We start from the raw sequence: 26,098 nt of genomic DNA on the forward strand, positions 1-26,098 counted from the left end.
GTCGGGGGACCGCTGCCCGGTCCCCCGACCGCCTCCCCGCCCCCGGCGGTGCGGTCCGGCGGTGCGGCTATCGTGCACAGGTGCACGAGGCGGCCCGGAACACCGGGCACGGCACGTGAGGGGAGTCCCAGGTGATCGGACGGGCGCTGAACGGGCGTTACGAACTCGTCGAGATAATCGGCGTCGGCGGCATGGCCACCGTCTGGCGCGGGCTGGACCACGTGCTGGGCCGTCAGGTGGCCGTCAAGGTCCTCAACGGGGGACTCGCCGACGACCCCCGCTTCGCCGAGCGGTTCAGCCGCGAGGCGCAGCACGCGGCCATGCTGGTGCACCCGAGGATCGTCATGGTCTTCGACTCGGGCGTCGACCAGGGCACGCCGTTCATCGTCATGGAGCTCGTCCACGGCCGTTCGCTCGCCGCCGTGCTGGCGCAGCAGCCGGGCCTGCCGGTGGAACGCGCCGTCGGCATCGCGGCGGCGGTCTGCGAGGCGCTGGCGGTCGCGCACGCGGCCGGGCTGGTCCACCGGGACATCAAACCCGGCAACATCATGATCACCGACGACGGCGGGGTGAAGGTCGTCGACTTCGGCATCGCCCGGGCCGGTTCGTCCAGCAACCTGACCCAGACGGCGAGCGTGCTCGGTACGGCCGCCTACCTGTCGCCCGAGCAGGCCACCGCCTCGCCCCTGGACGGCCGCACCGACCTCTACGCGGTCGGCTGCGTGCTCACCGAAATGCTCACCGGCGAGACGCCGTTCACCGCCGAGACGCCGGTGGCGATCGCCTTCAAGCACGTCAGCGAGCAGCCCCTGCCGCCGTCCTACCGCCGCCCCGGCCTGCCGCCCGCGCTGGACGCGGCCGTGCTGCGCCTGCTCGCCAAGAACCCCGCCGACCGGCCGGCGGACGCCGTCGCGGCGCGGGCCGAACTCCTCTCCACCATCCCCGGGTTGGCGGTCGGCGACCCGACGGCGGAACTCCTCGCCACCGCCGCCGCCACCCAACTGCTGCCGCCCGTACGGCCGGTGAACCCCAACCAGCAGCACACCACCCTGCTCCCGCCGCAGGCCCCGGCCGTCACCTCGCTGATGGCGCCCGTCCCGCAGGCCCCGCCGGCCACTTCGCTGATGGCGCCCGTCCGGCAGGCCCCGCCCGGGGCCGCCGGCCGCAACCGCAACCGCCGCCGCAGGCCCCTCGTCCTCGGCGCGCTGGGCGTGGCCGGACTCGCCGGCGTCACCGCCCTGGCCGTCGCCGCCCTGGACGAGCCCGCCGGCAACGCCGCCGCCCCCGCTCCCGCCAAGCCGCCGGCGGCCACCGCCCCCAGCACCCCGGCTGCCGCGCCCAGCACCCCGGCCCGCGCGTCCACCCCCGCGGCGACCCCGACGCCCACCACCGCGGCCCCCACCACCCCGGTCGGTCTCCCCACGGCCCCCAACCCGGGCATTCCCCGCAACCAGGGGGCGGCCCTCCAGCTCAACGCCTTCCGCCAGGCCGTCGTCCAGACCCCGGTCGGGGGCAAGGAGCACGACCGCCAGGCGGAGCTGCTGCGGATCCTCGACGACGCCTCCGCCCGCCTCAACGAGGGCAATCCGGACGATGCGGCCCAGGAGCTCAAGGACGCCCAGAAGGTGATCCGCGACCTGGCCAAGAAGCACGCCATCGACGGCCCCACCAGCGCCAACTGGAACGCCCGCCTCGGCGCCCTGCTGATCACCCTGCACGCCACGGCCGCCGACAACCAGGACTGGTGACCGCAGGGCCCGAGTTCTGTCCGGCGGGGCGCTTCAGCGTGCGGCCGCGGGCTGCTCGGCCGCCCAGGCGAACCCGTCCGGGTCGGTGAAGGTTCCGGCGGTGCCGCCGATCACGAGCCGGTGCGATCCGCTGCCGTCGGGGGAGACTCCGGCGTCCTTGGCGAGGGCCCGGCGCTTGTACAGCGCGAGCTTGACCGGGCTCGACCCGGTGGCGAACTCGACGTACACCGGGCCGAAGCTCTTCGCCACGGCGAGGCCGCGGTCGACGTAGAACCGCTTGCTCGCGGAGACGTCCGCGACTCCCAGCAGGAGCACGAGCCGGTCGATCCGCCGGGTGGCCGGGCCGGTGTCCTTCTTCGCGGAGGTCGCGATCTTCCAGATCGTCCCGTCCGGGGCCTGGACGACGCCGCCGTAGCCCCAGAGCGACTTCGCGGCGGGCTTGAGGGCGGTGGCGCCGGCGTCGAGGGCGGCGTCGACGAAGCCGTCGACGGTGGCGGGCTGGGACACCGTGAGCGACAGCGTGAACCCGCGGAAGCCGGTGGTCGGCTCCTGCGAGGCCCGCAGGCGCAGCTGCGTGTCCAGGCCGAAGGCGGTGGTGTAGAAGCTGCGGGCGGCCGTGGGGTCGGCGACGTCGAGGATGAGGGAGTCGATGGAAGTCATGTCCTCCACGCTAGGCGCGGCCCGGTGGCCGGGGCTTCTCGAATCCTGACCGGTCCGGGGGCCCGTCGTGCGCGGCGCCGGTAGTCGTCGGGCGGCATGCCGACCAGTTCGGCGAAGCGGGTGCGGAAGGCGTCCGGCGAGGTGCAGCCGACCGCGCGGCGGACCGCGCTGACGCCGAGGCCGCCGCCGCGCAGGAACGCGGCCGCGCGCTCGACGCGACGCGCCGTCAGGTAGCCGTACGGCGAGTCGCCGTAGGCCAGCCGGAACTCGCGGCTGAGCTGCCCGGCCGCCAGGCCGGCGTCGCGCGCGAGCGCCAGGACGTCGAGTGGCCGCGCGTACTCGCGGTCGATCCGGTCCCGGACGCGGCGCAGCCGTGCGAGGTCTTTCAGGCGCTGCGCCGCCGCGCGGGCGCGGGCCCACGAGGGGTGACACACGGGAGGACTCCTCTCACCGGGCCCGACTCCGGCCGTCGCGGCCGTCGCGGTCGTCAGGGACTGCACGGCCCGTACGGTCGGCGCGCGGCCGGACGGCTCAGCGCAGCTGCTGGATGCGGATCAGGTTGCCGGCGGGGTCGCGGAAGGCGCAGTCGCGGATGCCGTACGGCTGCTCGGTCGGTTCCTGGACGACCTCGGCGCCGCCGGCCTGCACCGCCCGGAAGGTGCCGTCGAGGTCCCGGGTGGCCAGCAGGATCCAGCCGTAGGTGCCCTTGGCCATCATCTCGGCGATGGTGCGGCGCTCGTCCTCGGTGACCCCGGGGTCGACGGCCGGCGGCGCCAGGAGGATGGAGGTGTCGGGCCGCCCGGCGGGGCCGACGGTGATCCAGCGCATCTTGCCCTGCCCGACGTCGCCACGGACCTCGAAGCCGAGGACGTCGCGGTAGAAGACCAGGGACGCGTCCGGGTCGTCGTGCGGGAGGACGCTGGTGTGAATGGTGATGTCCATGGCGCCGATGCTAGGTGTGGCCGCGCGGGCGTGCTTCTCGGATCCTGACCGATCGGGCGCGGCCGTCCACAGCCTGTGGACAACGTCACGGCTTGCGGTGGCTCCGGGTCTCGACGTTCGCCCGGATCGCCCGCGACAGCGTCCCCGCCGCCGTGGCGAGGAAGACGAAGGTGTACCCGATCTGCAGGATCACCACGAGGCGGGGCGCCTGTGCGGCCGGGGTGATGTCGCCGTAGCCGACGGTGGCCAGGGTGACGACGGTGAAGTACAGGGCGTCGAGCCGGGTGACCAGCCCATCGAAATCGCCCGGACGGGCGGCCATGACGTAGTAGGTCGCGGCGAAGATGGTCATCGCGAGGAAGATCAGGAAGGACAGCCAGGCCACCGGGCGCTTCGCGTCGCCCCGCAGCACGGCGGTGGTCTTCGCCAGCAGCAGGCCGCTCAGGCCGACCAGCGCGGCGGTGAACACCAGCCAGCTGAGGACGGGGTGGTGGTAGCCGAGCCGGCGCAGGGGGAGAATCCAGTACGCGAGGATCAGCGCGGTGCAGGCGCCCAGCAGCCAGAGCGCGGACCTCGGGTCGACCCGGCCTTGCGGTGGTGGTGGCTGGCTTCCGGACATCGCGTCCAGCCTGCGGCCGCGCCGGGCCGGCCGCGTCCCGGGCTGGGCCGTTCGGGCCGGACCGTCCGGGGGCGGGTCGGGGGGGGCGGCGCCGGGGGGGGGGGGGTGGGCGCGCGGGCCGGCGGGGGGGGGGGGGGGGCGGCCCCGCCCGCCCCCCCCCCCCCCCCACCGCTCCTCAGACGGAGGCCGGGGCTCCTCCGTCCGGTCGGCCGGGCTCGTCCAGCAGCTCCAGCACCGCCAGGACGGCGACCAGCGCGAGCGCCAGACAGAGCGTCACCAGCACCGTCGGATAGCTCCACAGCACGAACGCCAGCGCCGCGCCCGCGACCGCCGCCCAGCCCAGCCAGGCCTTCCAGCGGTGGACGAACCGCCCGACCGGGCCGAGCCGCAGCCCGGCCCGTTCGGCGGTGGTCCGCGCCGCGCCGAGCCCCGCGTGCCAGCCGCCGCGCGCGGTGCGGGCCCAGCGCCCGCCGCCGCTGATCCAGGCGCCGAGCGCGACGACCAGGCCGAGCGCGATCACCACCCGGACGGCGGAGCGCAGGTAGCGCACCAGCGCGTCGTACACCGCCTGGGCGGCCGACTGGTCCACCCCGGCGGGGAGCCCGTCCAGGTAGACGGCCCGGAACACGCTCAGCCCGATGCCCAGCAGCAGCGCCCCGCCGGCCATCCCCAGCGCCGCCGTGACCGCCGCCCGGCGCCGCCGGACCGCGAGCAGCACCCCGCCGACCGCGCAGGCCAGCGTGAGCACCGGCATCCAGAAGCCGGCCAGGTCCAGCAGCCGCAGGCCGGTGCGGACCTTGGGGATGGCGGAGGACTGCACCAGCGTGAACGAGGTGTGGATCTCCGGGATCCTCGCGGCCGGCGTGAGCCCGTTGTCGACCAGCGCGGTCTTCACCCGGGCGATCACCGGGGCGAGGTCGAGCACCACGGTGTCGTTCCTGACCTCGACGGCGCCGCCGCCCTGCCCGGTCAGCATCCGGTCGATCGCGGTGTGCGCCTGCCGGTTGACGTCCGTCCAGAGGGTGGCGAAGGCGTCGCTGTCCACCACCCGCTGGACCTGGTTGCGGACGAAGCCGGTGAGCCCGTCGGTGAGGGCCTGGCCGATGCCGTTCAGCAGCGCGCCGAGCTTGGGCCGGTCGTCGGGGGCGATGGTGTCGAGCAGCGAGTCGACCGGGATCCGCGTCACGATCTCGTCGGTGACCCGGTTGGTGACGGCCGCTCTGACCGCCGGGTCCCTGGCCAGCGGCGCCATCGTTGCGACGTACCGGTCGGTGTCGCCGATCTCCGACCTCGCCCACACCGCGACGGCGCTCAGCGGGGTCAGCACGCAGGCCAGCAGGATCAGCAGGACGGCGAAGAGGGAGCGCACCCGGTGGCGGTCCGGGCGGGTCTCCAACTGCCGGGTGAGCCGCGCCTGGTGGGCCTCGGCGGCGTTCAGGCGGGCCCGCAGGTCGGCCAGCTCGTCGGGCGACCCGGCGGGCGGTTCACCGGGGGGTTCACCGGGGGGTCCGCCCGGCGGTCCGGCAGACGGTCCGCCCGGGGGTCCACCCGGGGGTCCGACGGGCGGTCTGACGGGCGGCTCGTCGCCCGGTTCGTCGGTGGGCATGCCGCGACTCCGTTCCTCCGGTAGGTGCATACCAGGAGATAACGGATCAGATCGGACGGCCAGTCGGGAGCGCCGTGAGCAGCCCGGATGCAGCAGAAACCCCCGGCACCGTCATCGGACGGTACCGGGGGCTTCCGGAAAAGAGCGAGACTCAGACGGCCGTCTCGGGCCGCTTCGTCTCGGTGGCCTTGGTCACGTTGGTCGGCGTGACGGCCGGCGGGGTCGTGGCGGCCGGCTGCGGCGCGGCGGTGCTCTGCGCGGTGCCGGCGCTCTGCGCCGCGTCCGCCGGGGCTTCGTCCTCGCGCAGCGCCTTCGTCTCCGCCTTCAGGATGCGCATCGACTTGCCGAGGCCGCGGGCCATCTCCGGCAGCTTCTTCGACCCGAACAGCAGGATGACGATCGCCAGCACCACCAGGAGGTGCCAGGGCTCAAGACCGTTCCGCAGCATCCCTGGCCACCGGTCCCTTCTTGTCTAGAGTCAAGGGTGGGCGAGCGCCCGTGCTGGCCAGTATGCCTGGCGACGACGGCGAACGGATACACCGGCCGGGAAACGCTGGCCAAAAAGCAGGTGCCGTTCGAGCGGAACGCGAGCGCCCGCGGCAGCGGCCGGAACCGGCCCGGTCCGGCTCGCACACCCGTGACCAGCCCGCACGGCACCGCGCCGCGCAACACCCGCCCCTCGGGCCCCTTCGCTCCCGTCGCCGGGGGCCGCAGCCGACAACCGCCCGATCGGTGGCGGTTCAGTACACGAAGGGCACGAGTCGCTTCGACACCCGCCGGTATTCCGCGTACTCCGGCCCGAAGGCGGCCAGCAGCAGCCGCTCCTCGGCGGCGATCCGCCAGCCGTACGCGCCGAGCAGCAGCGCCGGCACCAGCAGGGCCGCCGGCCAGCTGCCCAGGCCGAGCGCGTAGCCCGTCCAGACCAGCAGGCTGCCGGCGTAGCCGGGGTGGCGGATCTGCCGGTACGGGCCGCTGCGGACGACGCGCTGGGTGTCCACGGTGCGCAGGGTGCGGGTGTAGTAGCGGCCCAGGGTGCGCATGCCCCAGGCCCGCAGCGCCAGCCCGGCGGCGATCAGTGCGATCCCGAACCAGCGGGCCCAGGGCGGCAGTTCGCCGATCCCGGCGCGGCCGAACAGCACCACGACCAGCACCGCGGCGACGTGGCAGGCGAGCAGCAGCCGGGTCGAGCCGCGGTCGCGGCCGTCCGCGCGCCAGGTGCCGGCGGCGGAGTCCTCGCGGCGGCGCAGCAGCAGCTCGTAGCCGACCCAGCAGAGCATGCCGAGGAGGGAGAGCAGGGTCGTCAGGGACATACGGCGGCTCCCGGCGGAGAGGAGGGACGGGCCACGTACCCCTTCACGGTCCTCCCCGGGGCCCGCCGACACACGCCCCCGGGGGTGGACGCCCCGCCCTCCACCCCCAGGTGGACCGTCCGGCCCGCCCGTCGGGCTCGATAAGCAACAGATGTACAACTGCTACATTGACGTCATGAGCGAGCCAGTGATCGAGTCGATGGCCGAGGTCCGGAGTCATCTCGCGGATGTGATCGACCGGGCGCGACGTGACGAGACTCCGACGATCATCACGAGGCGCGGTCGGCAGGAGGCGGTGGTGATCGACATCGCCGAGTACCAGCGCCTGCGGGAAGTCGCCGAGCAGGCCGAAGACGAGTGGCTGAACCGCCTTGCGGACGAGGCAGAGGCCGAGGGCCTCGAAGGCTCCGTGTCGCTGGAGGAAATGGCCGCCATGCTCCGCGAACACCACGGCTGAGCGCGATGGGGTATGTCACGCGGTTCAGTCCTGGCGCGCAACGGGATCTTCTCAAGGTGCCCAGGCCGGACGCTGTCCGCATCCTGCACCGCCTCGCCGAGTTGCAGAAGGTGCTGGACGTCGGCGACACCTCGGGTTTCGACATCAAGTCGCTCCAGGGGCACCAAGCCCGGTGGCGGCTGAGGGTGGGGGACTACCGGGTGCTGTACACGGTCGAAGACGGAGTGCTGATCGTCTGGGTCATGGCGGTCGGCAACCGTCGTGAGGTCTACCGGCACCAGTAGGGGCCGGCGGGAACGGCGGAGAGCCCCCGCCCGAGGGGGCGGGGGCTCTCGATGACTCGCGTGGATCGGTCCTGGTGGGTCAGACGGTGACGGCCTCGGGTGCGGTCTCCGGGGCCGGGGCGGCGGCGGGGAGGTGGCGCATCAGGCGGTAGGCCAGCAGGGCGGCGCCGAGGGCGAAGACCAGGCCGACCGCCGCGGCGACGTGCAGGCCGTCGGTGAAGGCGGCCCGGGCGGTCTCCAGCAGGTCCGTGCCGATCCGGCCGGGCAGGTGGCCGGCGACGGTGACCGCGCCGCCGAGGGTGTCCTGGGCGGTCCGGGCGGCCTCGCCGTCGACGCCCGCGGGGAGGGCGCCGTCCAGCTGGTGGCGGTAGACGGCGGCGCCGGCCGCGCCGAGCAGGGCGATGCCGAGTGAGCTGCCGAGTTCGACGGCGGTCTCGGAGATGGCGGAGGCGGCGCCGGCCTGCTCGACGGGGGCGGCGGAGACGACCATTTCGGCGGTCATGGTCATGGTGCCGACGGTGCCGGCGGCGAGGACGCCCGCCGCGACGAGGATGAGCGCCAGCGGGGAGTGCGCGCCGACCTGGGTCATCAGCGCGAAGCCCGCCGCGCCGACCAGGAATCCGCCGCCCATCAGGGCCGCCGGGCGGACCTTGCCGGCCAGCGCCGAGCTGGTGCCGACGGCCGCGCCGACGCCGACGCTGGGCACCAGCGACCAGAGCGAGGCGGTGAGCGGGCTCATGCCCTTGACCAGTTGCAGGTACTGCGAGGTGAAGAGGGCGAAGCCCATCATCGCGAACATCGCGATGGTGTTGACGCTGATCGCGCCGCTGAAGGTGCGGATCCGGAACAGGCCGAGGTCGATCAGCGGGTCGGCGGCGGTGCGCTGGCGCCGGACGAATGCGGCGGCCAGCAGCAGGCCGGCCGGGACGGCGAGGGCGGGCAGCGGGCTCCAGCCGTCCACGGCGAGGGTCTTGACGCCGTAGACCAGCGGCAGGATCGCGGCCATCGAGAGCGCGGCGCCGGGCAGGTCGAAGCGGCCGGTGCGTGCGGTGGAGCGGTACTCGGGGAGCAGGGCGGGCGCGGTGAGCAGCACCAGGGCCATCACCGGGACGGCGACCAGGAACGTGGAGCCCCACCAGAAGTGGTCGAGCAGCAGGCCGCCGACGACCGGGCCGAGGGTGGCGCCGGCGGTGAGGACGCCGCCCCAGGCGCCGAGGGCGATCTGCCGCTGCTTGGGGTCGTGGAACATGTTGCGGATCAGCGCGAGCGTCGAGGGCATCACGGTGGCCCCGGCGACGCCGAGCAGGGCACGGGCGGCGATCAGCTGGCCGGCGGTGTCGGCCCGGGCGGCGAGCAGCGAGGCGCCGATGAAGCCGGCGGCGCCGATCATCAGCAGCCGGCGGCGGCCGATCCGGTCGCCGAGCGAGCCCATGGTGATGAGCAGCCCGGCGAGCAGGAACGAGTACATGTCCATGATCCACAGCTGCTGGGTGCCGCTGGGCGCAAGCGTGGTGGAGATGAAAGGGACGGCGAAGAAGAGCACGCCCATGTCCATGGCCAGGACGAGGGTCGGGAGCAGGAGGACGGCCAGGCCGATCCATTCGCGACGGCCTGCGCGGCTGGTGGTTGCGGTCATGGGGAAGACGGTACGGGCGTGTCAGACGCCTGTCTAGTACATATGTGTAAATCGATCGTGCGAGACGAATGTACGAGACGGTCGTGCGAGACATTCGTGCAAGACATTTGTGCAGTCCTTCCGTAGGATCGGGTCATGGGAAACCGCGAAGACCTGATGGCCGGCGCCAAGCGCTGCCTGTACGAGAAGGGGTACGGGCGCACCACCGCCCGTGACGTCGCGACCGCCTCGGGCGTCAGCCTGGCCGCGATCGGCTACCACTTCGGTTCGAAGGACGCGCTGCTCAACGCGGCGATGATCGAGGCGATCGGGGAGATGGGGGCGGCCCTGGGCGCGGTGGTGGACGCCGCCAACCGGGTGTCGGACGACCCGGAGGAGCGCTTCGCCGCGGTCTGGGACGGCCTCAGGACCGTCTTCACGGAGCACCGCGGGCTCTGGGCGGCCCAGTTCGAGGCGCTCGCCCAGGCCGCGCACGCGCCCGAGCTGGCGCACGCGTTCGCGGAGGCGCAGAAGGAGGGCCGGCTCGGTCTCGCCGCGCTGTTCCAGGGGCTGCCCGAAGTGCCGGACACCGAGGAGGAGATCGCCCGCGGCTCCTTCTATCAGACCCTGCTGGCCGGGTACGCCGCCCAGTGGCTGGCCGCCCCCGAACTGGCGCCGAGCGGGCGGGACTTCCTGCGCGGGCTGCGGCTGGTCAGCGCAAGCGTGCTCAGCCCCGCGGTGCCGTCACCGCCCGCTGCCGCCCGCTGACGGCTGCCGCCCGTCGCCCGCTGTCGCCCGTCGCCCGCTGACAGTTGCCGCCCGCTGTCGACGCCGCCGCCCCGCTAGGCGGTGACCACCGTCAGCAGCACCACCGAGTCGACGTGGGCCAGCAGCCCGTGCCGCTCCTGCGGCACCGGCTCCAGCCGTCCGACCGGCAGCTCCTGGTGCCGGCCGGCGATGGTCAGCGAGACCCGGCCGCGCAGCACCTGGACGCTGCCGGCGGTCGGCGGGGTGTGTTCGTCCAGCGAGGTGCCCGCGGTCAGCGCGATCACGGTCTGCCGCAGGACGCCGTCGTGGAGCACCAGGTGGGCGCTGCGCCCGTGTGGGCTCTCGGCCGCCCGGGTGAGGTGTTCCACGGCGAGCTGTTCGAGATCGGGCATCGCGTGTCCTCCTGACCCGGCGGGCCGGGCCGACCCCGGGCGCCCGGACCGGCGCCGTGTGCCCAGGTTCGCGGACGCGCCCGGCTCGCGCACCCGGAGCCGTTCGACGTGCAGCCCCCGGCGAGTGCCCGCATCGTGGAGGCATGGCGATCAACGAGACAGTCTCCGGCGGGTTCCAGGTCAATCGCTCGCTGCTGGCGGGCGGCGCGCTGCTCACCGGTATCGGCGCCGTGCTCGGCGTGGCCGGGGCGGCGATGGTGTGCGCGGCGCTGGCCACGGCGGGCCGCAGCTGGGTGCGCAGCCTGGAGACCGCGCCGGCCGCGTTCGCCCAGCGGGCGCTGCGCGAGGCGAAGGTGGCGTCCAGTGCGGGCTGGGAGGCCTGGCGCGCGGAGCACGGTTCGCCCAACTGAGCGCACCCGTCCGCCTGAGCCGCACCCGCCGGCCCCGGCCGAGTGCGCCCGTCCGGGTGCGGCGGGCCGCCATGGGGGTGCGGCCCGCCGCGGTTGTGGACCCGTCTGCCCCGCCTACCCCGTCTACAGGCCGAGCGACTTGGCGATGATGCTGCGCATGACCTCGCTGGTGCCGCCGTAGATCCGGAACACCCGGTTGTCGGTGTAGAGCCGGGCGATCGGGTACTCCAGGATGTAGCCGTAACCACCGTGCAGCTGAAGGCACTTGTCGATGACGGTGGACGCCGACTCGGTGCAGAACAGCTTCGTGGCGGCCGCGTCGGCGACGGTCAGCTCCCCCTGCTGGTACAGCTCCAGCGCGCGGTCCACCATCGACTGCTGCGCCACCACCTGGGCCTCGCAGTCGGCCAGGGTGAACTTGGTGTTCTGGAACTCGGCCACCGCCTTGCCGAACACCTTGCGGTCCTTGACGTACTGGAGCGCGAACCGCACCGCCGCGGCCGCCGACGCGTACGCGCTGACGGCGATCGCCAGCCGCTCCTGCACCAGGTTGTGGGTCAGGTAGGAGAAGGCCCGGCCCTCCTCGCCGAGCAGGTTCTCCACCGGCACCTTGACGTCGCTGAAGGCCAGTTCGGCGGTGTCCGAGGTGCGCAGGCCGATCTTCTGCAGCTTGCGGCCGACCGTGTAGCCGGGGGACGTGGTGTCCACGCAGAGGATGGACAGGCCGGCCCGGCGGTTGTCCGGGTCGTACGGGGCGGTGCGGCAGACCACCAGGACGAGGTCGGCCAGCACGCCGCCGGTGATGAAGGTCTTGGCGCCGTTCAGGACGTAGTGGGTGCCGTCCTCGGAGAGCCGCGCGGTGGTGGTGATGCCCGCGAGGTCGGAGCCGGCGCCCGGCTCGGTCATCGCGATGGCGGTCATGATGTCGCCGGAGACGAAGCCGGGCAGCCAGCGCCGCTTCTGCTCCTCGGTGGCGTACTCCAGCAGGTAGGGCAGGACCAGTGCGGTGTGCACGCCCGAGGAGCCGAAGCTCACGCCCGCCCGGGCGGTCTCCTCGGTGATCACCGTCTGGTACTTGAAGCCGCTCTCGCCCGCGCCGCCGTACTCCTCCGGCACCTCGATGCCGTAGACGCCGAGCGCGCCGAGCTGTCGGTAGAAGTCGCGCGGCGGGTGGCCGTCGGCCTCCCAGTTCTCGTAGACCGGGACGACCTCGTTGGCGATGAAGTCCCGGATGGTCTCCCGGAAGGCCTCGTGGTCCTCGTTGAACACGGTGCGGCGCACGGCGGCGCTCCCTTCGGTGGTGACCGGCTGCGGGTGCCGGCGGGGGCTGAACGTGCCAGGTGATGGCCTCACAAGTTAATCCCGGGTAGCTTCGGCTGTCCAGGGTCGACGGCCCCGGAAAAGGCCGGTGGCCACCGGCGGTCGGCGCCCTCAAGTGAATCCTTGCTAGCCTTCGGTCGGCAGTCCGGAGCGCGGGAGGGAGGCTCGCCATGGTGGTCCGACGACCGCCCGGGCGGCGCGCCCAGATCCTCGCCGTGGCGGCCGACCGGTTCCACCGCAGCGGCTACCACCAGGTCTCCATGACCGAGGTCGCCGCCGGGGTCGGCATCACCGCGCCCGCCCTCTACCGGCACTTCCGCGGCAAGCCCGAACTGCTCGACCGCGCCGTCCGGCTGGGGCTGGACGCGCTGGCCTGCGGGCTGCGCGGGGCCCGCACCACCGGCGACCTCGGCGCCGCGCTGGCCGCCGTCGCGGTCGGACACCGCCCGCTCGGCACCCTGGTGCAGCGCGACGCCAGGCTGCTGCCGCCGGCCCGGCGGGCGGCGCTGCGCCGCGAACTGCGCGCCGACGTCGCGCTGATGACCGCCGTGCTGCGCGCCGGCCGGCCGGAACTCCCGTCGCCGGACGCCGAGTTGCTCTGCTGGTCGGCGCTCTCGGCCTGCACCGGGCTCTCCTACCAGTCGGCCGCGCCGCAGCCCCGCCGCGCCGAGGCGGTGCTGCGCGAACTCGTGGCCGCAGTCCTCGCGGCCTCCCTGTGCGGCGCCGCCGCCCACCCGGATCCCGCTGTCCACCCAGGTCCCGCCCTCATCCCCGTCTCCGCCGCCGATCCCGTCGCCCCCGGGCCGCCGGAGCCCAGGCCGCAGGCGCGCCGCGAGGAGCTGCTCGCGGCGGCCGTCCGGCTCTTCCACCAGCGCGGCTTCGACAACGTCAGCACCGACCAACTCGGCGCCGCCGTCGGCATCTCCGGCCCCAGCGTCTACCGGCACTTCGACAGCAAGGCCCAGTTGCTCGCCGCCTCGCTGGTGCGCAGCCGCGAACGGCTCTGGCAGGAGGTGGACGGCGCGTTCGCGGCCGCCGCCGGGCCGGAGGCGGCGCTGGCGGCCGGCCTGGGCGCGTACGTCGGTTTCGCGCTGCGCAACGGCGACTACCTGGGCGCGATGCTGAGCGAGACGGAGCGGCTGGCCCCGCCGGACCGCCGGGTCGCGGTGGACTTCCGGCGCGACTTCCTGCGCACCTGGGTCGGCCTGCTGCGGCAGGTCCGGTCCGAGTACGACGCGGTCGAGGCCCGGATCCGGGTCCACGCCCTGTTCGCGCTGGTCAACGACGGGGTGCGGAACCGCCCGCACAGCGCCCGCCCGGACCTCGGGGACTGCCTGCTGCACCTCGGCCGGGCGGTCCTCGGACTGCCCGGAACGGACGGCGGCCGGGTGCCCGCCCCGCGTTGAGGGGGCGGGCACCCGGCCCGTGGGGTGTGGCTGCGCCCGGGGCGGGGTGGCTCTAGCCGACCGGGAAGAAGGCCCGGGCGTCGAGGTTGCCGTTGCCCTGCAGGGCGCCGATGTTGCCGCCGTTGCCGGTCGCGGCGAGGCCGTTGTTCTGGTTGCTCGCGCCCGAGCCGGTGGCCGTCTGCTGGGTGACGACCACGTTGCCGTGGACGTTGCCGATGACGTTGGCGGAGCCGGTGTTGCTCACGACGCTGCTGTTGGAGTGGTCGAGGGCGCCGGCGCCGTTGTCGGCGTGGGCGCTGGCGGCGCCGAAGCCGACGAGGAGGAACGCCCCGAGGGCGGTGACGGCGGCGGCTGCGCGGATACGGGACACGGTGGTCTCCCTGAGCTGGGGGTGCGAAATGTGGCGCGATCCGGAGTGGCCGCTCCGTGGCGCCGTTGCCTGACGTCGCACGTTCAGCATTCACCAGCAGCGCGGACGAACTCCACCAAACGGGTGGCAATTCCCCCGATGGTGTCATGGTGACGCCGTATCCGGAGATTGCCCGATGGCCGCGACGAAGGCATCTCAACCCATCAAAACTGCTGGTGGAGAGGGAAGTTGATGCACAAGCGACGGAGTTGGACAACCCTGTGCAGTCAACACAGAGTTGACTGAGTTTTCTCAGAGAGAAAGAAATGGTGGCCAGATAGTCGCACTGGCACACTGGGGACCCATGTCTGAAGGTGCCCCGCCCGAGCCCGCCCCCGCCGAGGATCTGCGTACGACCGAGGTCGATCTCGGCGGACTGGTGAACGTCCTCGCCACCCACCTCTACTCCACCCCGCTGGTCGCTCTGCGCGAACTCGTCCAGAACGCCCACGACTCGCACACCCGCCGACTCCTGGAGGACCCGGACGGCGACCACCGCCCGCTGATCCGGGTGCGCGGCGACGCCGCCCGGCGGACCGTCTCCATCGAGGACACCGGCGCCGGCCTCACCGAGCCGGAGATCCACTCCTACCTCGCCACCGTCGGCACCGGCTACACCCGGATGCTGCGCGACCTCACCGGCAACCAGGAGCTGATCGGCGCCTTCGGCCTCGGCTTCCTCTCCGCCTTCTCGGTGGCCGACGAGGTCGCCGTCACCACCACCTCGCACCGCGAACCGCACCTCGGCCACCGCTACCGCAGCCGGGGCGGCGAGCAGTACCAGGTCGACCCGGTGGCCGCCCGGCCCCGCCCCGGCACGGTCGTCGAGCTGACCCTCAAGGCCGAACACGCCCACCTCGCCGACGAGGACGCGCTGCGCGACGTGCTCGGCCGGTACTGCGTGCTGCTGCCGATCCCGGTCTACGTCGGCGACGACGAGCAGCCCGTCAACAACGTCGAGGTGCCCTGGCGCCACAGCGTGCCGGGTGACCAGCACGCCGCCCGGATGCGCTTCGCCACCGCCTTCGGCCGCCGCTTCGAGCCGCTCACGGCCTTCCCCGTCCACCCGGCCGAGAGCGGCACCGGGGGAGGGGCCGAGGGAGGCACCGACGCGATCGGCCTGCTCTGGGTCCAGGACGGTGGCACCTACGGCAGCAGCGACAACCGCGACCTCGCCGTCTACCTGCGCGGCATGCTGCTCGCCGAGGACGCCCGCGACCTGCTGCCCAGCTGGGCCGGGTTCATCGGCGGCGTGGTCGAGTCCAGCCGGCTCACCCCCACCGCCAGCCGCGAGGACCTCCAGCGCGACGACCACTACCGCGCGCTCCAGCGCGCCCTCACCGACGCCATCGTCGACGGCCTGTACGAGACCGCCCGGCTGCGGCCCGCCGCCTGGCGCCGCATCCTCACCCGGCACGGCCAGGACCTGCTCGGCGCCGCGCTCTGCGACGAGCGGCTGTTCACCCTGCTCGCCGACGACGTCCCCGTCCCCACCTCCCAGGGCGACCTCACCGCCGGCGCGCTGCGGGCCGCGGGCGGGGGCGCGGTGCACGTCGCGCTCGGCAGCGGCGGCGGCTTCGAGGAGATGCTGTACCGGGCGATGCGGGTGCCGATCGCCCGCGGCGACCGCTACGCCGTCCTGCCCTTCCTGCGCCGCTACGCCCAGCTGCGCGGCTGCCGCCTGGTCGAGCTGGGCAGCGAGCACGGCGACCGCGAGCTGTTCCGCGACCCGGAGCGGCCGCTGCCGACCGGCGAGGCGGCCTGGCTGGCCGGCGCCCTCGCCGACGAGGGCGAGCAGCTCGTCCCGGCCCGGTTCGACCCGCCCGGCCTGCCGCTGGTCCTGGTGCCGGACCGCGAGGCCGAGCTGAAGGCCCGGATCGAGGACGACCAGGCCGACGCCCGGATCCCGTCCGCGGCGCTGCGGCTGGCCCGGGCGTTCACCGCCCGCACCGACGGCGAGGTCAGGGCCCGCCTCTACCTCAACCTGTCCTGCCCGGCCGTGCTGGACCTGCTCGCCGCCTACCGTGCCGGGCACACCGGCAGTGCCACGGCGGCCGGGCTGCTCCGCTCGCTCAAGGTGATCATGGCCGCCGCCTCGGCGGGCTCGACCGGCGCGTCCGGCGGCGACCTCACCGCCGCGCTGTCCGGCGTCGGCACCGCGGTCTCGGCGCTGACCGCCGCCGTCCCGGCCGGCCTGTCGGCCGTCCCGGACACCCTCGACGCCCTCCCGGACGAGGCGTGACGGACGAGGCGTGACGGACGGATTGTCAGTGGTCCGCGGTAGACATCACATCAGCACCACGCAGGGGGACACCACATGAGTACCGACATCTGGGCCTGGGTCCACGACGCCCACCGCCAGCTGGCCGAGGCCGGCCACCGGCGGCTGGCCGACGCCATCTACGAGCTGCCCGGCCACGCCAACGAGGGCCGCAACGACCAGGTGGACGCCGTCTACCCGGAGGCGCTGGCCGCCTCCAGGGCGCTCGGCCTGCCCTGGGTCGAGGTCTACCTGCGGCACTGGCGGATGCAGAACCTGCTGAACAAGCGCCACCAGGGCGAGCAGGCCCTGCCCGAGGCGGTCGACCTGCTGGAGTTCGCCCACCGCGAGGAGACGGCGGGCTGCCCGCAGTCCGTCTGCGTGGTGCAGGACTTCGCGATCTGCCACGCCCGGGTCGACGGCCCCGGTTACGTGCCGGAGCGGCTGGCGGTGCTCGGCGAGACGCTGGAGCGGATCGAGCCCGGCCGCGCCTGCTTCGACTGCCTCTCCCGCGAGTACTCCGACGCGCTGGAGGACGACGGCCGCCACACCGAGGCGCTCGCCCACCTGGACACCGCCGCCACCCGGATCCAGGCGGCCGGCGAGCGGCTCTCGCTGCACTTCCACCACGCCCGGGCCGGCACCCTGCACCGGCTCGGCCGGCACCCGGAGGTGCTCGCGCTGCTCGACACCGCCGAGCAGGCCGAGCGCTCCCGCGGCCACGAGATCGACGAGAGCGACCGACTCTGGGGCGGCCTGCTGCGGGCCCGCGCGCTGGCCTCGCTCGGCCGGACGGAGGAGGCGCTGGCGCTGCTGCCCGACCGGGAGGCCGCCGAGCGCCACGCCGACCTGCGGGACGGCTGGACGCACACGGTCGAGCTGCTGGTCGCGGCCGGCGCCTGGGAGAACGACGCCGAACTGGGCGCCGCCGTGGCCGGCTGGGTCGGCTACCTGGACGGCACCGGCTCGCACCGCCCGTGCGTGGACCTGCTGCTGGCGGCGGGTCGGCTCGCCCTCGCCCGCGGCGCCCGGACGGTGGCGCTGACCCTCGCCGCGACCGGGGAGCGCAAGCTCGCCCAGCTGCGCCGCACCGACGGCGTGGCCGCGGAGGTCGCCGCGCTGCGGGCGGCCGCCGAGGCGCTGCCGGAGCCCGGGCTGCCCGTCCCGCCCGGCGAGCTGACGGCGCACCTGGCCGAGGTCGGAGTGCCCTACGAGACCGGCGCCGACCTGCTCTCCGTCGCCCTGGACCGGTACCGGGGTGAGCAGGCCGGCGCCACCGAACTGGCCGTCAACCTGGCCGCGGTGCTCGGCGGCCTCGGCCACGCCCGGGCCGCCGCCGACCTGCTCTGGCACTGGCTCGACACCGCCCCGGCCGACGAGGTGCTGATCGGCATGCTCGGCTCCGCCCTGATCGACGCGGGGGACGGCGAGGGTGTCCGCCGCCTCGCCGACCGGCTGGCCGACGACAGCCCGGAGGACGGGCACTGGATACGCGCCCGCTGGGCCGCCGCCGAGGGTCGCTGGGCCGAGGTGCTGGAGCAGTGCGAGGCGATCCTCGCTCTGGACGCCGGCCGGATCAACACCCGCCGGCTGGCCGCCGGCGCCGCCACCGAGCTGGGCGACCACGCCACCGCGCAGCGGCTGTACCAGGAGCTCCTGGAGCACGCGCTGCCTGCCGAGGCCGCCCCGGAGGAGGAGCGCCACCGCACCGTCCAGGAGCCCGACCTCTGGCACCTGATCACGGCGGCCACCGCCAACCGGGACTGGGCCGCGGTCCGTTCCGCGGGCGCGCTGCTCGGCATCGAGTTCGACGAGCCCGAGGGGCCGGTGGACGAGGAGTGGCAGCTGGTCACCGTCCGGGCCACCCGCACCAACGGCGCCACCGCCGACCTGCCCGCCGTCCGCACCGGTCCGGCCACCGCCCGGATCCTGCCGGTGCTCGGCGAGGACCTGACGCTCAACCACGGCGACGTGGTGGTCTTCGCCCCGGCGCTGCTGGAGCCGCCGCCGGCCGAGGACGCCCCCGAGGAGGAGCGGCGCGGCTGGCACCCGGTGTTCGAGCTGCTCACCCTGCTCGACCCGGCGGGGTACACCACCTACTGGATCGACGGCGGCTGGCCCGGCGACGAGCCGTGGGCGGCGCTGCGCGAGAGCCTCCAGCAGGCCGGCTTCGCGGTCTGGGCGTACAGCGGGGAGCAGTACCGCATCACCGACCCGGCCGACGAGGACGGCACGCTGCCCGGCGTCTACGCCGCCCTCGGGGTGCCGCCGACGGCCTCCGCCGCCGAGGCCGATGCGCTGCTGCACCGGCTCACCGGCGACTGGCCGCACCCGCTCGCCTGGCTCGACCTGGCCGAGGCGGCGGGCGCGGACGCCGCCCGGCACGAGGAGATCGTCGAGCGCTACGGCCTCTGACCCGTTCCCGCTCCAGCCCGGGGCGGGAACCATCCCGGGATCTGTCGAGTCTTGGTAAATGCTTTACCATTTCATTGCCAAGACTCGACCCCCAGGAGTGTCCGCCCGTGACCAGCCTCGCCCTCGGCCCGTCCTGGCTCGATCCGACCAACCTGATCTCCGCCTTCGGCCTGATCGGCATCCTGGCCATCGTCTTCGCCGAGTCCGGTCTGCTGATCGGCTTCTTCCTGCCGGGGGACTCGCTGCTGTTCACCACCGGCCTGCTGGTGGCCGACGGCACCTACCTGCACCAGCCGCTCTGGCTGGTCTGCGCGCTGATCGTGGCCGCCGCGGTGGCGGGGGACCAGGTCGGCTACCTGTTCGGCCGCAAGGTCGGGCCGAGCCTGTTCCGCCGCGCCGACTCCCGGCTCTTCAAGCAGGAGAACGTGGAGAAGGCCGCCGCCTTCTTCGACCGGCACGGGCCCAAGGCGATCGTGCTGGCCCGCTTCGTGCCGATCGTGCGCACCTTCACCCCGATCGTCGCCGGGGTGAGCAGGATGAACTACCGCACCTTCGTGGTCTTCAACCTCGTCGGCGGCGTGCTGTGGGGCGCCGGCGTCACCGTGCTCGGCTACTTCCTGGGCCAGATCCCGTTCGTCCGGGAGAACATCGAGGCGATCCTGGTCGGCATCGTGCTGGTCTCGGTGGTCCCGGTGGCGGTCGAACTGCTGCGGGCCCGCCGTTCCGGCGCGGCGTCCGCCGACCGCCACCGCGCCGGGTAGGAGTCCGCGGCCCCCGTCGGGGTACGCCGCGTACATGTGCGTCCGGCAGTTCGATCAGGCAAGGTGTAACCCGAGATCGAACGGTGGCCGACGGCCGCCAGGGGTGGCAAGGAGCGGAAGTGCCTAAGCGGGGCCGACCGGGCGCAGGCAAGCGGGCGAGGGGAGGCCGGGCGGTCCGTCAGACCCGGCGGACGCCGCCGGTACGGCCGGTGGACCCCGCCGAGGCGCCGCCCACCGAGGGCCTGCTGGGCCATCCGGCTCCGACCGTCGAGCCCGCCACCGTCGTCCCCTTCGTCCCGCCGATCACGGAGACCAGGGGCCTGCTGTCCCCGGAGCCGGAGCGGGAGCCGCCCGCCGAGTCCGGGGCGACCCCCGGGTCCGGGCCGCACCCTGCGCTCGGGCCGCACCCCGCGCCCGGACAGGCGCCCGGTCCGGAGGACGCGCGCCCCGCCCGCCGCCGATCGGTCGCCGAGGACACCCTCACCCCCGAGGAGTGGCGGGCCGCCGGCTACACCCCACCGATGGGCATCCCGGTCCCGGAGCTGACCGCCGGCGCCCCCGGCGAGGCGCCCTGGCCGGACCGGATGCGCACCCTGCTGCGCATGCCGATGTCCGAGCGCCCCGCCTTCGAGCGGACCGCCCGCGAGCTGCACCCCTCCGCGGGCGCGACCCGCAACGTCCCCCGCATCCTCGACCTGACGCTGCGCATCGGCGAGCTGCTGCTCGCCAGCGGCGAGGCCGCCGAGGACGTCGAGGCGGCGATGCTCGGCATCGCGCACGCCTACCGGCTGGACCGCTGCGAGCCGCAGGTGACCTTCACCCTGATCGGCATCTCGCACCAGCCCTCGCTGGTCGAGCCGCCGATCACCGCCGACCGGGTGGTGCGCCGCCGCACCTCCGACTACACCCGGCTGAACGCGGTCTACGAGCTGGTCGCGGACATCACCGCGGAGAAGGTCACGGTCAACGACGCCTACCGCCGGCTCGCCCTGATCCGCCGCAACCGGCACCCGTACCCGGGCTGGATGCTCGCGCTGACCACCGGTCTGCTGGCCGGCGCGGCCACCTTCCTGGTCGGCGGGCGGATCGACGACAAGGCCTGGCTGGTCTTCGCCAGCGCCTTCGTCGCGGCCGTCCTCGGCGACCGGCTGGCCTCCACGCTGGCCCGGCGCCGGCTGCCGGAGTTCTACCAGTTCGTGGCGGCCGCGATGCCGGCCGCCGCCACCGGGATCATCCTGTCCTTCAACGACTGGGGACTGCGCGGCTCGGTGGTGATCACCGGTGGCCTGTTCGCGCTGCTGCCCGGCCGGGCGCTGGTCGCCGCCGTCCAGGACGGCCTGACCGGCTTCTACATCACCGCCGCGGCCCGCCTGCTGGAGGTGATCTACCTGGTCGCGGGCATCGTGATCGGCGTGATGCTGATCCTCTACCTGGGGGTCGGCTTCGAGGCGAAGCTGCGGCCGGACGAGAGCCTGGCGGGCGTCACCTACCCGCCGGTCCAGATGATCGCCGCGATGCTGCTGACCCTGGCCTTCGCCACGCTGCTGCAGACCGACCGCCGCTCGCTCGCGCTGGTCACCCTGAACAGCGGCATCGGCTGGGCCAGCTACGGCGTGCTGGCGTACAACGCGGGCATCTCCCCGATCGTGGCGACGGGGGTGGCGGCCGGCCTGGTCGGCCTGTTCGGCCAGCTGATGGCGCGCTACCGCAACGGCTCCGCGCTGCCGTACGTGACCGCCGCGATCGGCCCGCTGATGCCCGGTTCGGCGCTCTACCTGGGGATGCTCTCCTTCGCCCAGGGCCACGCCAGTGCGGGCCTGGTGTCCGTCTCCCGGGCGGCGGCGATCGCGATGGCACTGGCGATCGGGGTGAACCTGGGCGGTGAGATCGCCCGGATGTTCATGAAGCTGCCGGTCGGCGGCGAACGCCCGTCGCTGTACCCGGTCGTGCCGCGCCGGGCGGCCAAACGCACCCGCGGGTTCTGACCGCACGTTGGACCGGTGTTGGGCTCCGGGCCATGTCACGGCAGGCCGCACGCAGGACCAGGAACGAAGGTAAGACGCATGACCACACTGCTGGACGGCTACCGCGAGCACATCGTCGCCGCGCACAAGCAGCCGTTGTTCCTGCTGCTGGTCGGCTTCATCACCTCCTTCGTGTTCATCCGGTTCAGCGTCCGGATGATCCGCGCAGAGGTGCGGTGGTGGTTCGGCAACGTCACCCCCGGCGGCCTGCACATCCATCACATGGTGTTCGGTCTGGGCTTCCTGCTGGTCGGCGGCGTCGGGGTGTTCGCCACGTACGGCGGGCACCCGTGGATCGACTGGTTCGGGCTGGTCTTCGGCATCGGCTGCGGCCTGGTGCTGGACGAGTTCGCGCTGATCCTGCACCTGGACGACGTGTACTGGAGCGAGCAGGGCCGCAAGTCGGTGGACGCGGTGATCTTCGGGATCCTGTTCACCGCCCTGCTGCTGGTCGGGTACGTGCCGCTCGGCGTGGTGCCCAGCCAGGAGACCAGGTGGGGCCTGATCACGGTGATCTCGGTGAACGCCCTGGCCTCGGTGATCACCCTGATCAAGGGCAAGATGTGGACCGGCCTGCTCGGCATCATGGTCCCCGGCCTGTCCTGGATCGGGGCGATCCGGCTGGCCCGCCCGAGCAGCCCGTGGGCCCGCTGGCGGTACGCCACGCGCCCGCGCCGCCGGGCGCGTGCGCTCCGGCGCGAGCGCCTGCTGCACCGGCGTGCGGACCGGGCCCGCACCTGGCTTTTCGACCTGATCGCCGGCGCCCCCGACAAGGTGCCCGCGAACCATCCCGCCGCCCATCGGGTGGCCGAGCGGATGTCCGCCCGGGCCACCGCCCACCTCGACGCGCACGCCGCCCGGGCCCTGGCCCGGCGTCAGGCGCGGCTGGCGGACCGCCGCTCGGCGGCCGCCGCCGGGGCCGCCCCGGCGGCGGTGGGCGGGGCGTACGGCGCGGGCGACAGCGGTGGGGGCCCGTCCCTCGGGGCGCAGCAGCGCCGTCGCGCGATCCGGGCGGGGCGCAACCGGACGTACGCGGTTCGTCCGACCGGGGTGGAGCACCGGTCCGGGCGACACCCTCACCTGCGTCCGCACACCCGCCGGATCCATCGGTAGTTCGTATACCTGGTGCGCCTGACTGAAGGTGACTGGCGGTCGGATCATCTGATGGTCACCCGCGCGGCGGAGTGCGTTCGAGGTGTGAAAAGCGCTGGAGTTGAGAACATGATCGACGAGTGACCGTTCTGTCATGTGATGGGATGATTCGTCGGACCTGCTCCGCCCGGCCGCCCCGCCCGAGCGCCGCGGACCGTCCGCCGCCGTCCCCTCCGGACCCGTGAGAAGGGGATGTCTCGTGGCGCGCAGGCTCCTGCCGACCCTCCTGTTGTCCCTCACCGCCCTGCTCGGGCTGCTCCCCGCAGCCCAGGCCGCCCCGGCGGACCCCGAACCGGCCGCCGGCCCCGCCCGGACGGAGGACCCGTACCCCACCACCGGGGAGATCGACCGGGCCCGCGCCGAGGCCGACCGCACCGCCGCCTCCGTCACCGCCATCGAAGCCGGCCTCGCCGCCGCCCGGACCGAACTCGACCAGGCCGGCCGCAGCGCCGAACAGGCCGTCGAGGCCTACAACGGCGCCCAGCTCGCCCTCGTCCGGGCCCGCGCCGACGAGACCGCCGCCGCCCGGCGCGCCACCGCCGCCGAGGCCGACCGCACCGCGGCCGCCGAGGACGCCGCCCAGCTCGCCGCCGAAACGTACCGCCAGGGCGCGGGCGCCGCCCTCTCCGCCCTCAACGCCCTGCTCGGCGCCCACGGCCCGCGCGAAGCCGGCGACCGCGCCGCCGTGATCGGCGTCGCCAGCGACCGCACCCGGCAGATCCTCGACGCCGCCACCTCCACCGCCGCCGCCGCGACCCGCGCCTCCGCCGCCGCCCGCGCCGCCACCGAGACCGCCGAGAAGGCCGCCACCGAGGTCGGCGCCGCCAAGGCCAGGGCCGAGGCCCGGCTCGCGGCCCAGCAGGAGGCGGTCGTCGCCGCCGACCGCCGCCGCGAACAACTCCTCACCGACCTGGCCGCCGCCCGGCACACCACCGTCGACCTGGAACGCCGGCGCAGCGAGGCCCTGGAGGCGATCGCCGCCCGTGAGGCCGAGGCCGCCGCCCGCGCCGCCGCCGAGAAGGCCGCCGCCGAAGCGGCCGCCGCGGCCGAGGCCGCCGCCAAGGCCACCCCGGCCGCACCCCCCGCCGCCGACCGCCTGTGGTCCGCCGAGGGCGCCGCCGCCGCCATCGCCTTCGCCCGCTCCAAGATCGGCCTGCCCTACATCTGGGGCGGCGAGGGCCCGGCCGGCTACGACTGCTCCGGGCTCACCATGATGGCCTGGCGCGAGGGCGGCAAACAGCTCAACCACTTCGCCGCCGACCAGTACGCCGAGAGCACCCCGGTCAGCTACCGCCAGCTGCGCCCCGGCGACCTCGTGTTCTGGACGGACACCGGCCGCGCCGTCGACATCCACCACGTCGGCCTCTACATCGGTGACGACCAGATGATCGAGGCCCCCCGCGTCGGCATGCCGGTCAAACAGGCCAGCCTCTGGATCATGGGCACCCCCGACTTCTACGCCCGCCCGTAGGTCCTGTCCGGCAAGATCGGCCGGACAGGGCCTAGCGCCCCGGCTCGCGCCGGGGCTGTCGGCGGCAGGCGCTAGCGTGGCCGCGTCGATCACTCGGGAGGAGACGCGATGAGGCTGCGGGACGTCGAGGCGGGGGACGTCGGGGCGTACGTCCGGATGCGGTGCGACGCGGTGATGATGGCCGAGCTGGGCGGGCCGCTGCCGGAGGAACGGGTGCGGGAGCGGCTGCGCAAGGACGTCGTGGAGGTCGCCGAGGACCGTTCGTGGATCAAGGTGATCGTCCCGGACGGCGCCGGGCCGGAGGTGGTGGCCGGCTCCGTCACGCTCTGGTCGCACGAGGAGGACGGCGCCGCCGTGGCCGAGATCGGCTGGATGGTGCTGCCCGAGTTCCAGGGGCGCGGCCTCGCCAAGGCGGCCGTCCGGGAACTGCTGGACGCGGCCGCCCGGGACGGCCGGTGGGGCCCGGTGCACGCCTTCCCGGCGACGGCCAACGGCCCGTCCAACGGGATCTGCCGGTCGCTCGGCTTCCGGCTGCTCGGCGAGCTCGACGTCGACTTCGCCAACCGCGTCCTGCACTGCAACCACTGGGTGGTGGTGCCGGGGGAGCACCGCGCATCGGGCACGGAATAAATGGGATGCCGCCCGAAAGCGGCGCCCGTACGGTGGCCCGATGGGCAACACAACCGATGACGGGGCCGTCGACATCGTGAACGGCCTCCAGACCCGCGCGATCGCCGAGAGCGAGGTGGCCGCGTGGGACCGGGCGCTCGCTCTGGGCTTCCTGCGCTCGCACGCGGAGAGCACGGCCGACTTCCGCCGCCGGCAGTGGGAGCCGGGCCGGATGCTGGCCGGCTTCGACGGTGACCGCTGCATCGCCACCTTCCGCAGCTTCGACGTCGAGTTGACCGTCCCGGGCGGGGCCACCGTCCGGGCCGACGCCGTCACCGCCGTGACGGTCAGCGCCACCCACCGCCGCCGCGGCCTGCTCGGCACGTTGATGCGCCACGACCTCGCGGCCGCCGCCGAGCGGGGTTCGGCGGTCGCCATCCTGATCGCCGCCGAGTACAACATCTACGGCCGCTACGGCTTCGGCCCGGCCACCCGCGGCCACGGCTGGAACATCGACCTGCACCGCACCCGCGGCCTGCGCGACGGCCTGCCCACCGTGCCCGGCGGGCGGATCGACTTCGTGACCATGGAGCAGGCCCGCGAGCTGGGCCCCGACCTGCACGAGCGCTGGCGGCGCACCCAGCCGGGCGCGATCGCCCGCGACGAGCTGTGGTGGAAGCGGAACACCGGCGAACTCCAGTTGCCGGGCCACGAGTTCAAGGAGCCGTTCGTGGCCGTCCACCGGGACGCCGACGGCACGGTCACCGGCCTGGTGGCCTACCGGGTCGACGACGCCTGGGACGGCAGCTACCCGAACTGCACCCTGACCGTGGCCGACTTCCTCGCCCTCGACCGGGCGACCGCCGCCGAGCTTTGGCGCTTCGTCCTCTCCGTCGACTGGGTGCGCAAGGTCGTCGCGGAGAACATCGGCCCGGACGACCCGCTGCCGCTGCTGCTCCAGGAGCCGCGCGCCGCCACCCCGTACGTGGACAACGCCGACTTCACCTGGCTGCGGGTGCTGGACGTGGCGGCCGCGTTCGACGCCCGGACGTACGGCGCGCCCGGCCGGGTGGTCCTGGAGGTCGAGGACCGGCTCGGCTACGCCTCCGGCCGCTGGGCGATCGAGGTCGCCGCGGACGGCACCGGCCGCTGCACCCGGACCACGGACGACGCCGACCTCGCCCTGGACGCCTCCGAGCTGGCTTCGCTCTACCTGGGCGGCGAGACGGCGCCCCGGCTGCTCGCGGCCGGCCTGCTCACCGAACTGCGCCCCGGCGCGGCGGTCGCCGCCGACCTGCTGCTGCGCACGCCGCTGCAACCCTGGAACCCGGACGGCTTCTGAGCGGCGCCGTCACGGCCGGGGGGCGGCCGCGGGTATTTGGGGGGGGCCCGCGCGGGGGCGGCGGGGGCGCGGGGGGGGGTTTTGTTGGGGGGTGTTGACAAATTGGGGGGGGTGGTTT

25 protein-coding genes are annotated in these 26,098 nt (G+C 74.3%); 14 read left to right on the plus strand and 11 right to left on the minus strand.

The annotated features are described in order from the left end of the window. The first annotated feature begins 131 nt into the window (after positions 1–131). Positions 132–1,748, plus strand: a complete 1,617-nt coding sequence (locus ACFV61_RS04730) for a protein kinase (protein ID WP_380346438.1) — start codon at positions 132–134, stop codon at positions 1,746–1,748. A 33-nt stretch (positions 1,749–1,781) separates the two neighbouring features. On the opposite strand, the gene ACFV61_RS04735 is transcribed toward ACFV61_RS04730, so the two are convergent. The 7 genes from ACFV61_RS04735 to ACFV61_RS04765 all read right to left on the minus strand — a co-directional run bounded on the left by ACFV61_RS04735 (position 1,782) and on the right by ACFV61_RS04765 (position 6,885). After that, positions 1,782–2,408 (minus strand): glyoxalase, encoded by a 627-nt coding sequence (locus ACFV61_RS04735; protein ID WP_380346440.1) that lies wholly within the window; start codon positions 2,406–2,408, stop codon positions 1,782–1,784. Further along, entirely contained in the window at positions 2,405–2,842 is a 438-nt protein-coding gene (locus ACFV61_RS04740; RefSeq protein WP_380346442.1) for a helix-turn-helix domain-containing protein, read from the minus strand. Before ACFV61_RS04740 ends, ACFV61_RS04735 begins: the two co-directional genes overlap by 4 nt. 97 nt (positions 2,843–2,939) lie before the next feature. Beyond that, positions 2,940–3,350: a VOC family protein gene (locus tag ACFV61_RS04745; RefSeq protein WP_380346444.1), complete on the minus strand. Its 411-nt coding sequence runs from the start codon at positions 3,348–3,350 to the stop codon at positions 2,940–2,942. A gap of 85 nt (positions 3,351–3,435) precedes the next feature. After that, positions 3,436–3,969: a potassium channel family protein gene (locus tag ACFV61_RS04750; protein ID WP_079135787.1), complete on the minus strand. Its 534-nt coding sequence runs from the start codon at positions 3,967–3,969 to the stop codon at positions 3,436–3,438. Between the two features lie 175 nt (positions 3,970–4,144). Continuing rightward, complete coding sequence (locus ACFV61_RS04755) at positions 4,145–5,575, minus strand: hypothetical protein (RefSeq protein ID WP_380341268.1); 1,431 nt, start codon at positions 5,573–5,575, stop codon at positions 4,145–4,147. A 151-nt stretch (positions 5,576–5,726) separates the two neighbouring features. Next, positions 5,727–6,023, minus strand: a complete 297-nt coding sequence (gene tatA, locus ACFV61_RS04760) for a Sec-independent protein translocase subunit TatA (protein ID WP_063348755.1) — start codon at positions 6,021–6,023, stop codon at positions 5,727–5,729. Positions 6,024–6,315: 292 nt separating this feature from the next. Continuing rightward, the gene (locus ACFV61_RS04765; protein WP_380341272.1) at positions 6,316–6,885 is read right to left on the minus strand and encodes a methyltransferase family protein; all 570 of its coding nucleotides are present in this window, start codon (positions 6,883–6,885) and stop codon (positions 6,316–6,318) included. 175 nt (positions 6,886–7,060) lie between these two features. On the opposite strand from ACFV61_RS04765, the gene ACFV61_RS04770 reads away from it, so the two are divergent. Further along, positions 7,061–7,342, plus strand: coding sequence for a type II toxin-antitoxin system Phd/YefM family antitoxin (locus tag ACFV61_RS04770; RefSeq protein WP_244293429.1), 282 nt, complete (start codon positions 7,061–7,063; stop codon positions 7,340–7,342). 5 nt (positions 7,343–7,347) lie between these two features. Beyond that, positions 7,348–7,626 (plus strand): type II toxin-antitoxin system RelE/ParE family toxin, encoded by a 279-nt coding sequence (locus ACFV61_RS04775; RefSeq protein WP_380341275.1) that lies wholly within the window; start codon positions 7,348–7,350, stop codon positions 7,624–7,626. Positions 7,627–7,705: 79 nt separating this feature from the next. Here ACFV61_RS04775 and ACFV61_RS04780 read toward each other — a convergent pair whose 3' ends face one another. Then, positions 7,706–9,262 (minus strand): MFS transporter, encoded by a 1,557-nt coding sequence (locus ACFV61_RS04780; RefSeq protein ID WP_380341278.1) that lies wholly within the window; start codon positions 9,260–9,262, stop codon positions 7,706–7,708. A gap of 135 nt (positions 9,263–9,397) precedes the next feature. Here ACFV61_RS04780 and ACFV61_RS04785 point away from each other — a divergent pair, with 135 nt between their 5' ends. Continuing rightward, positions 9,398–10,009 (plus strand): TetR/AcrR family transcriptional regulator, encoded by a 612-nt coding sequence (locus tag ACFV61_RS04785; RefSeq protein ID WP_380341281.1) that lies wholly within the window; start codon positions 9,398–9,400, stop codon positions 10,007–10,009. A 74-nt stretch (positions 10,010–10,083) separates the two neighbouring features. On the opposite strand, the gene ACFV61_RS04790 is transcribed toward ACFV61_RS04785, so the two are convergent. Further along, the gene (locus tag ACFV61_RS04790) at positions 10,084–10,401 is read right to left on the minus strand and encodes a hypothetical protein (RefSeq protein ID WP_063348760.1); all 318 of its coding nucleotides are present in this window, start codon (positions 10,399–10,401) and stop codon (positions 10,084–10,086) included. A gap of 143 nt (positions 10,402–10,544) precedes the next feature. Here ACFV61_RS04790 and ACFV61_RS04795 point away from each other — a divergent pair, with 143 nt between their 5' ends. Next, positions 10,545–10,811 (plus strand): hypothetical protein, encoded by a 267-nt coding sequence (locus ACFV61_RS04795; protein WP_063348761.1) that lies wholly within the window; start codon positions 10,545–10,547, stop codon positions 10,809–10,811. A gap of 123 nt (positions 10,812–10,934) precedes the next feature. On the opposite strand, the gene ACFV61_RS04800 is transcribed toward ACFV61_RS04795, so the two are convergent. Further along, complete coding sequence (locus ACFV61_RS04800; RefSeq protein WP_380341283.1) at positions 10,935–12,092, minus strand: acyl-CoA dehydrogenase family protein; 1,158 nt, start codon at positions 12,090–12,092, stop codon at positions 10,935–10,937. A 209-nt stretch (positions 12,093–12,301) separates the two neighbouring features. On the opposite strand from ACFV61_RS04800, the gene ACFV61_RS04805 reads away from it, so the two are divergent. After that, on the plus strand, positions 12,302–13,537 hold the full coding sequence (locus ACFV61_RS04805) for a TetR family transcriptional regulator (protein WP_380341286.1): 1,236 nt from the start codon (positions 12,302–12,304) through the stop codon (positions 13,535–13,537). A 52-nt stretch (positions 13,538–13,589) separates the two neighbouring features. Here ACFV61_RS04805 and ACFV61_RS04810 read toward each other — a convergent pair whose 3' ends face one another. Next, entirely contained in the window at positions 13,590–13,907 is a 318-nt protein-coding gene (locus ACFV61_RS04810) for a hypothetical protein (protein WP_063348764.1), read from the minus strand. Positions 13,908–14,250: 343 nt separating this feature from the next. Here ACFV61_RS04810 and ACFV61_RS04815 point away from each other — a divergent pair, with 343 nt between their 5' ends. From ACFV61_RS04815 to ACFV61_RS04850, 8 genes are all read left to right on the plus strand, one after another. Further along, positions 14,251–16,188 (plus strand): ATP-binding protein, encoded by a 1,938-nt coding sequence (locus tag ACFV61_RS04815; RefSeq protein ID WP_380341289.1) that lies wholly within the window; start codon positions 14,251–14,253, stop codon positions 16,186–16,188. Between the two features lie 75 nt (positions 16,189–16,263). After that, a complete protein-coding gene (locus tag ACFV61_RS04820; RefSeq protein WP_380341292.1) occupies positions 16,264–18,621 on the plus strand; it encodes a hypothetical protein in 2,358 nt (785 codons plus the stop codon). 107 nt (positions 18,622–18,728) lie between these two features. Beyond that, a complete protein-coding gene (locus ACFV61_RS04825) occupies positions 18,729–19,382 on the plus strand; it encodes a DedA family protein (RefSeq protein WP_063348767.1) in 654 nt (217 codons plus the stop codon). A gap of 209 nt (positions 19,383–19,591) precedes the next feature. Continuing rightward, positions 19,592–21,367 carry a threonine/serine exporter ThrE family protein gene (locus tag ACFV61_RS04830; protein ID WP_380490132.1) on the plus strand — a complete coding sequence of 592 codons (1,776 nt, stop codon included), beginning with the start codon at positions 19,592–19,594 and terminating at the stop codon, positions 21,365–21,367. Between the two features lie 78 nt (positions 21,368–21,445). Next, positions 21,446–22,519: a hypothetical protein gene (locus tag ACFV61_RS04835; RefSeq protein WP_063348769.1), complete on the plus strand. Its 1,074-nt coding sequence runs from the start codon at positions 21,446–21,448 to the stop codon at positions 22,517–22,519. A 238-nt stretch (positions 22,520–22,757) separates the two neighbouring features. Next, entirely contained in the window at positions 22,758–24,029 is a 1,272-nt protein-coding gene (locus ACFV61_RS04840) for a C40 family peptidase (RefSeq protein WP_063348770.1), read from the plus strand. A gap of 108 nt (positions 24,030–24,137) precedes the next feature. Next, entirely contained in the window at positions 24,138–24,659 is a 522-nt protein-coding gene (locus ACFV61_RS04845; protein WP_063348771.1) for a GNAT family N-acetyltransferase, read from the plus strand. A gap of 40 nt (positions 24,660–24,699) precedes the next feature. Beyond that, complete coding sequence (locus ACFV61_RS04850) at positions 24,700–25,980, plus strand: GNAT family N-acetyltransferase (protein ID WP_380341297.1); 1,281 nt, start codon at positions 24,700–24,702, stop codon at positions 25,978–25,980. Positions 25,981–26,098: the final 118 nt, after the last annotated feature.

This window comes from Kitasatospora sp. NPDC059817, from assembly GCF_042731835.1.
GTDB lineage: Bacteria > Actinomycetota > Actinomycetes > Streptomycetales > Streptomycetaceae > Kitasatospora.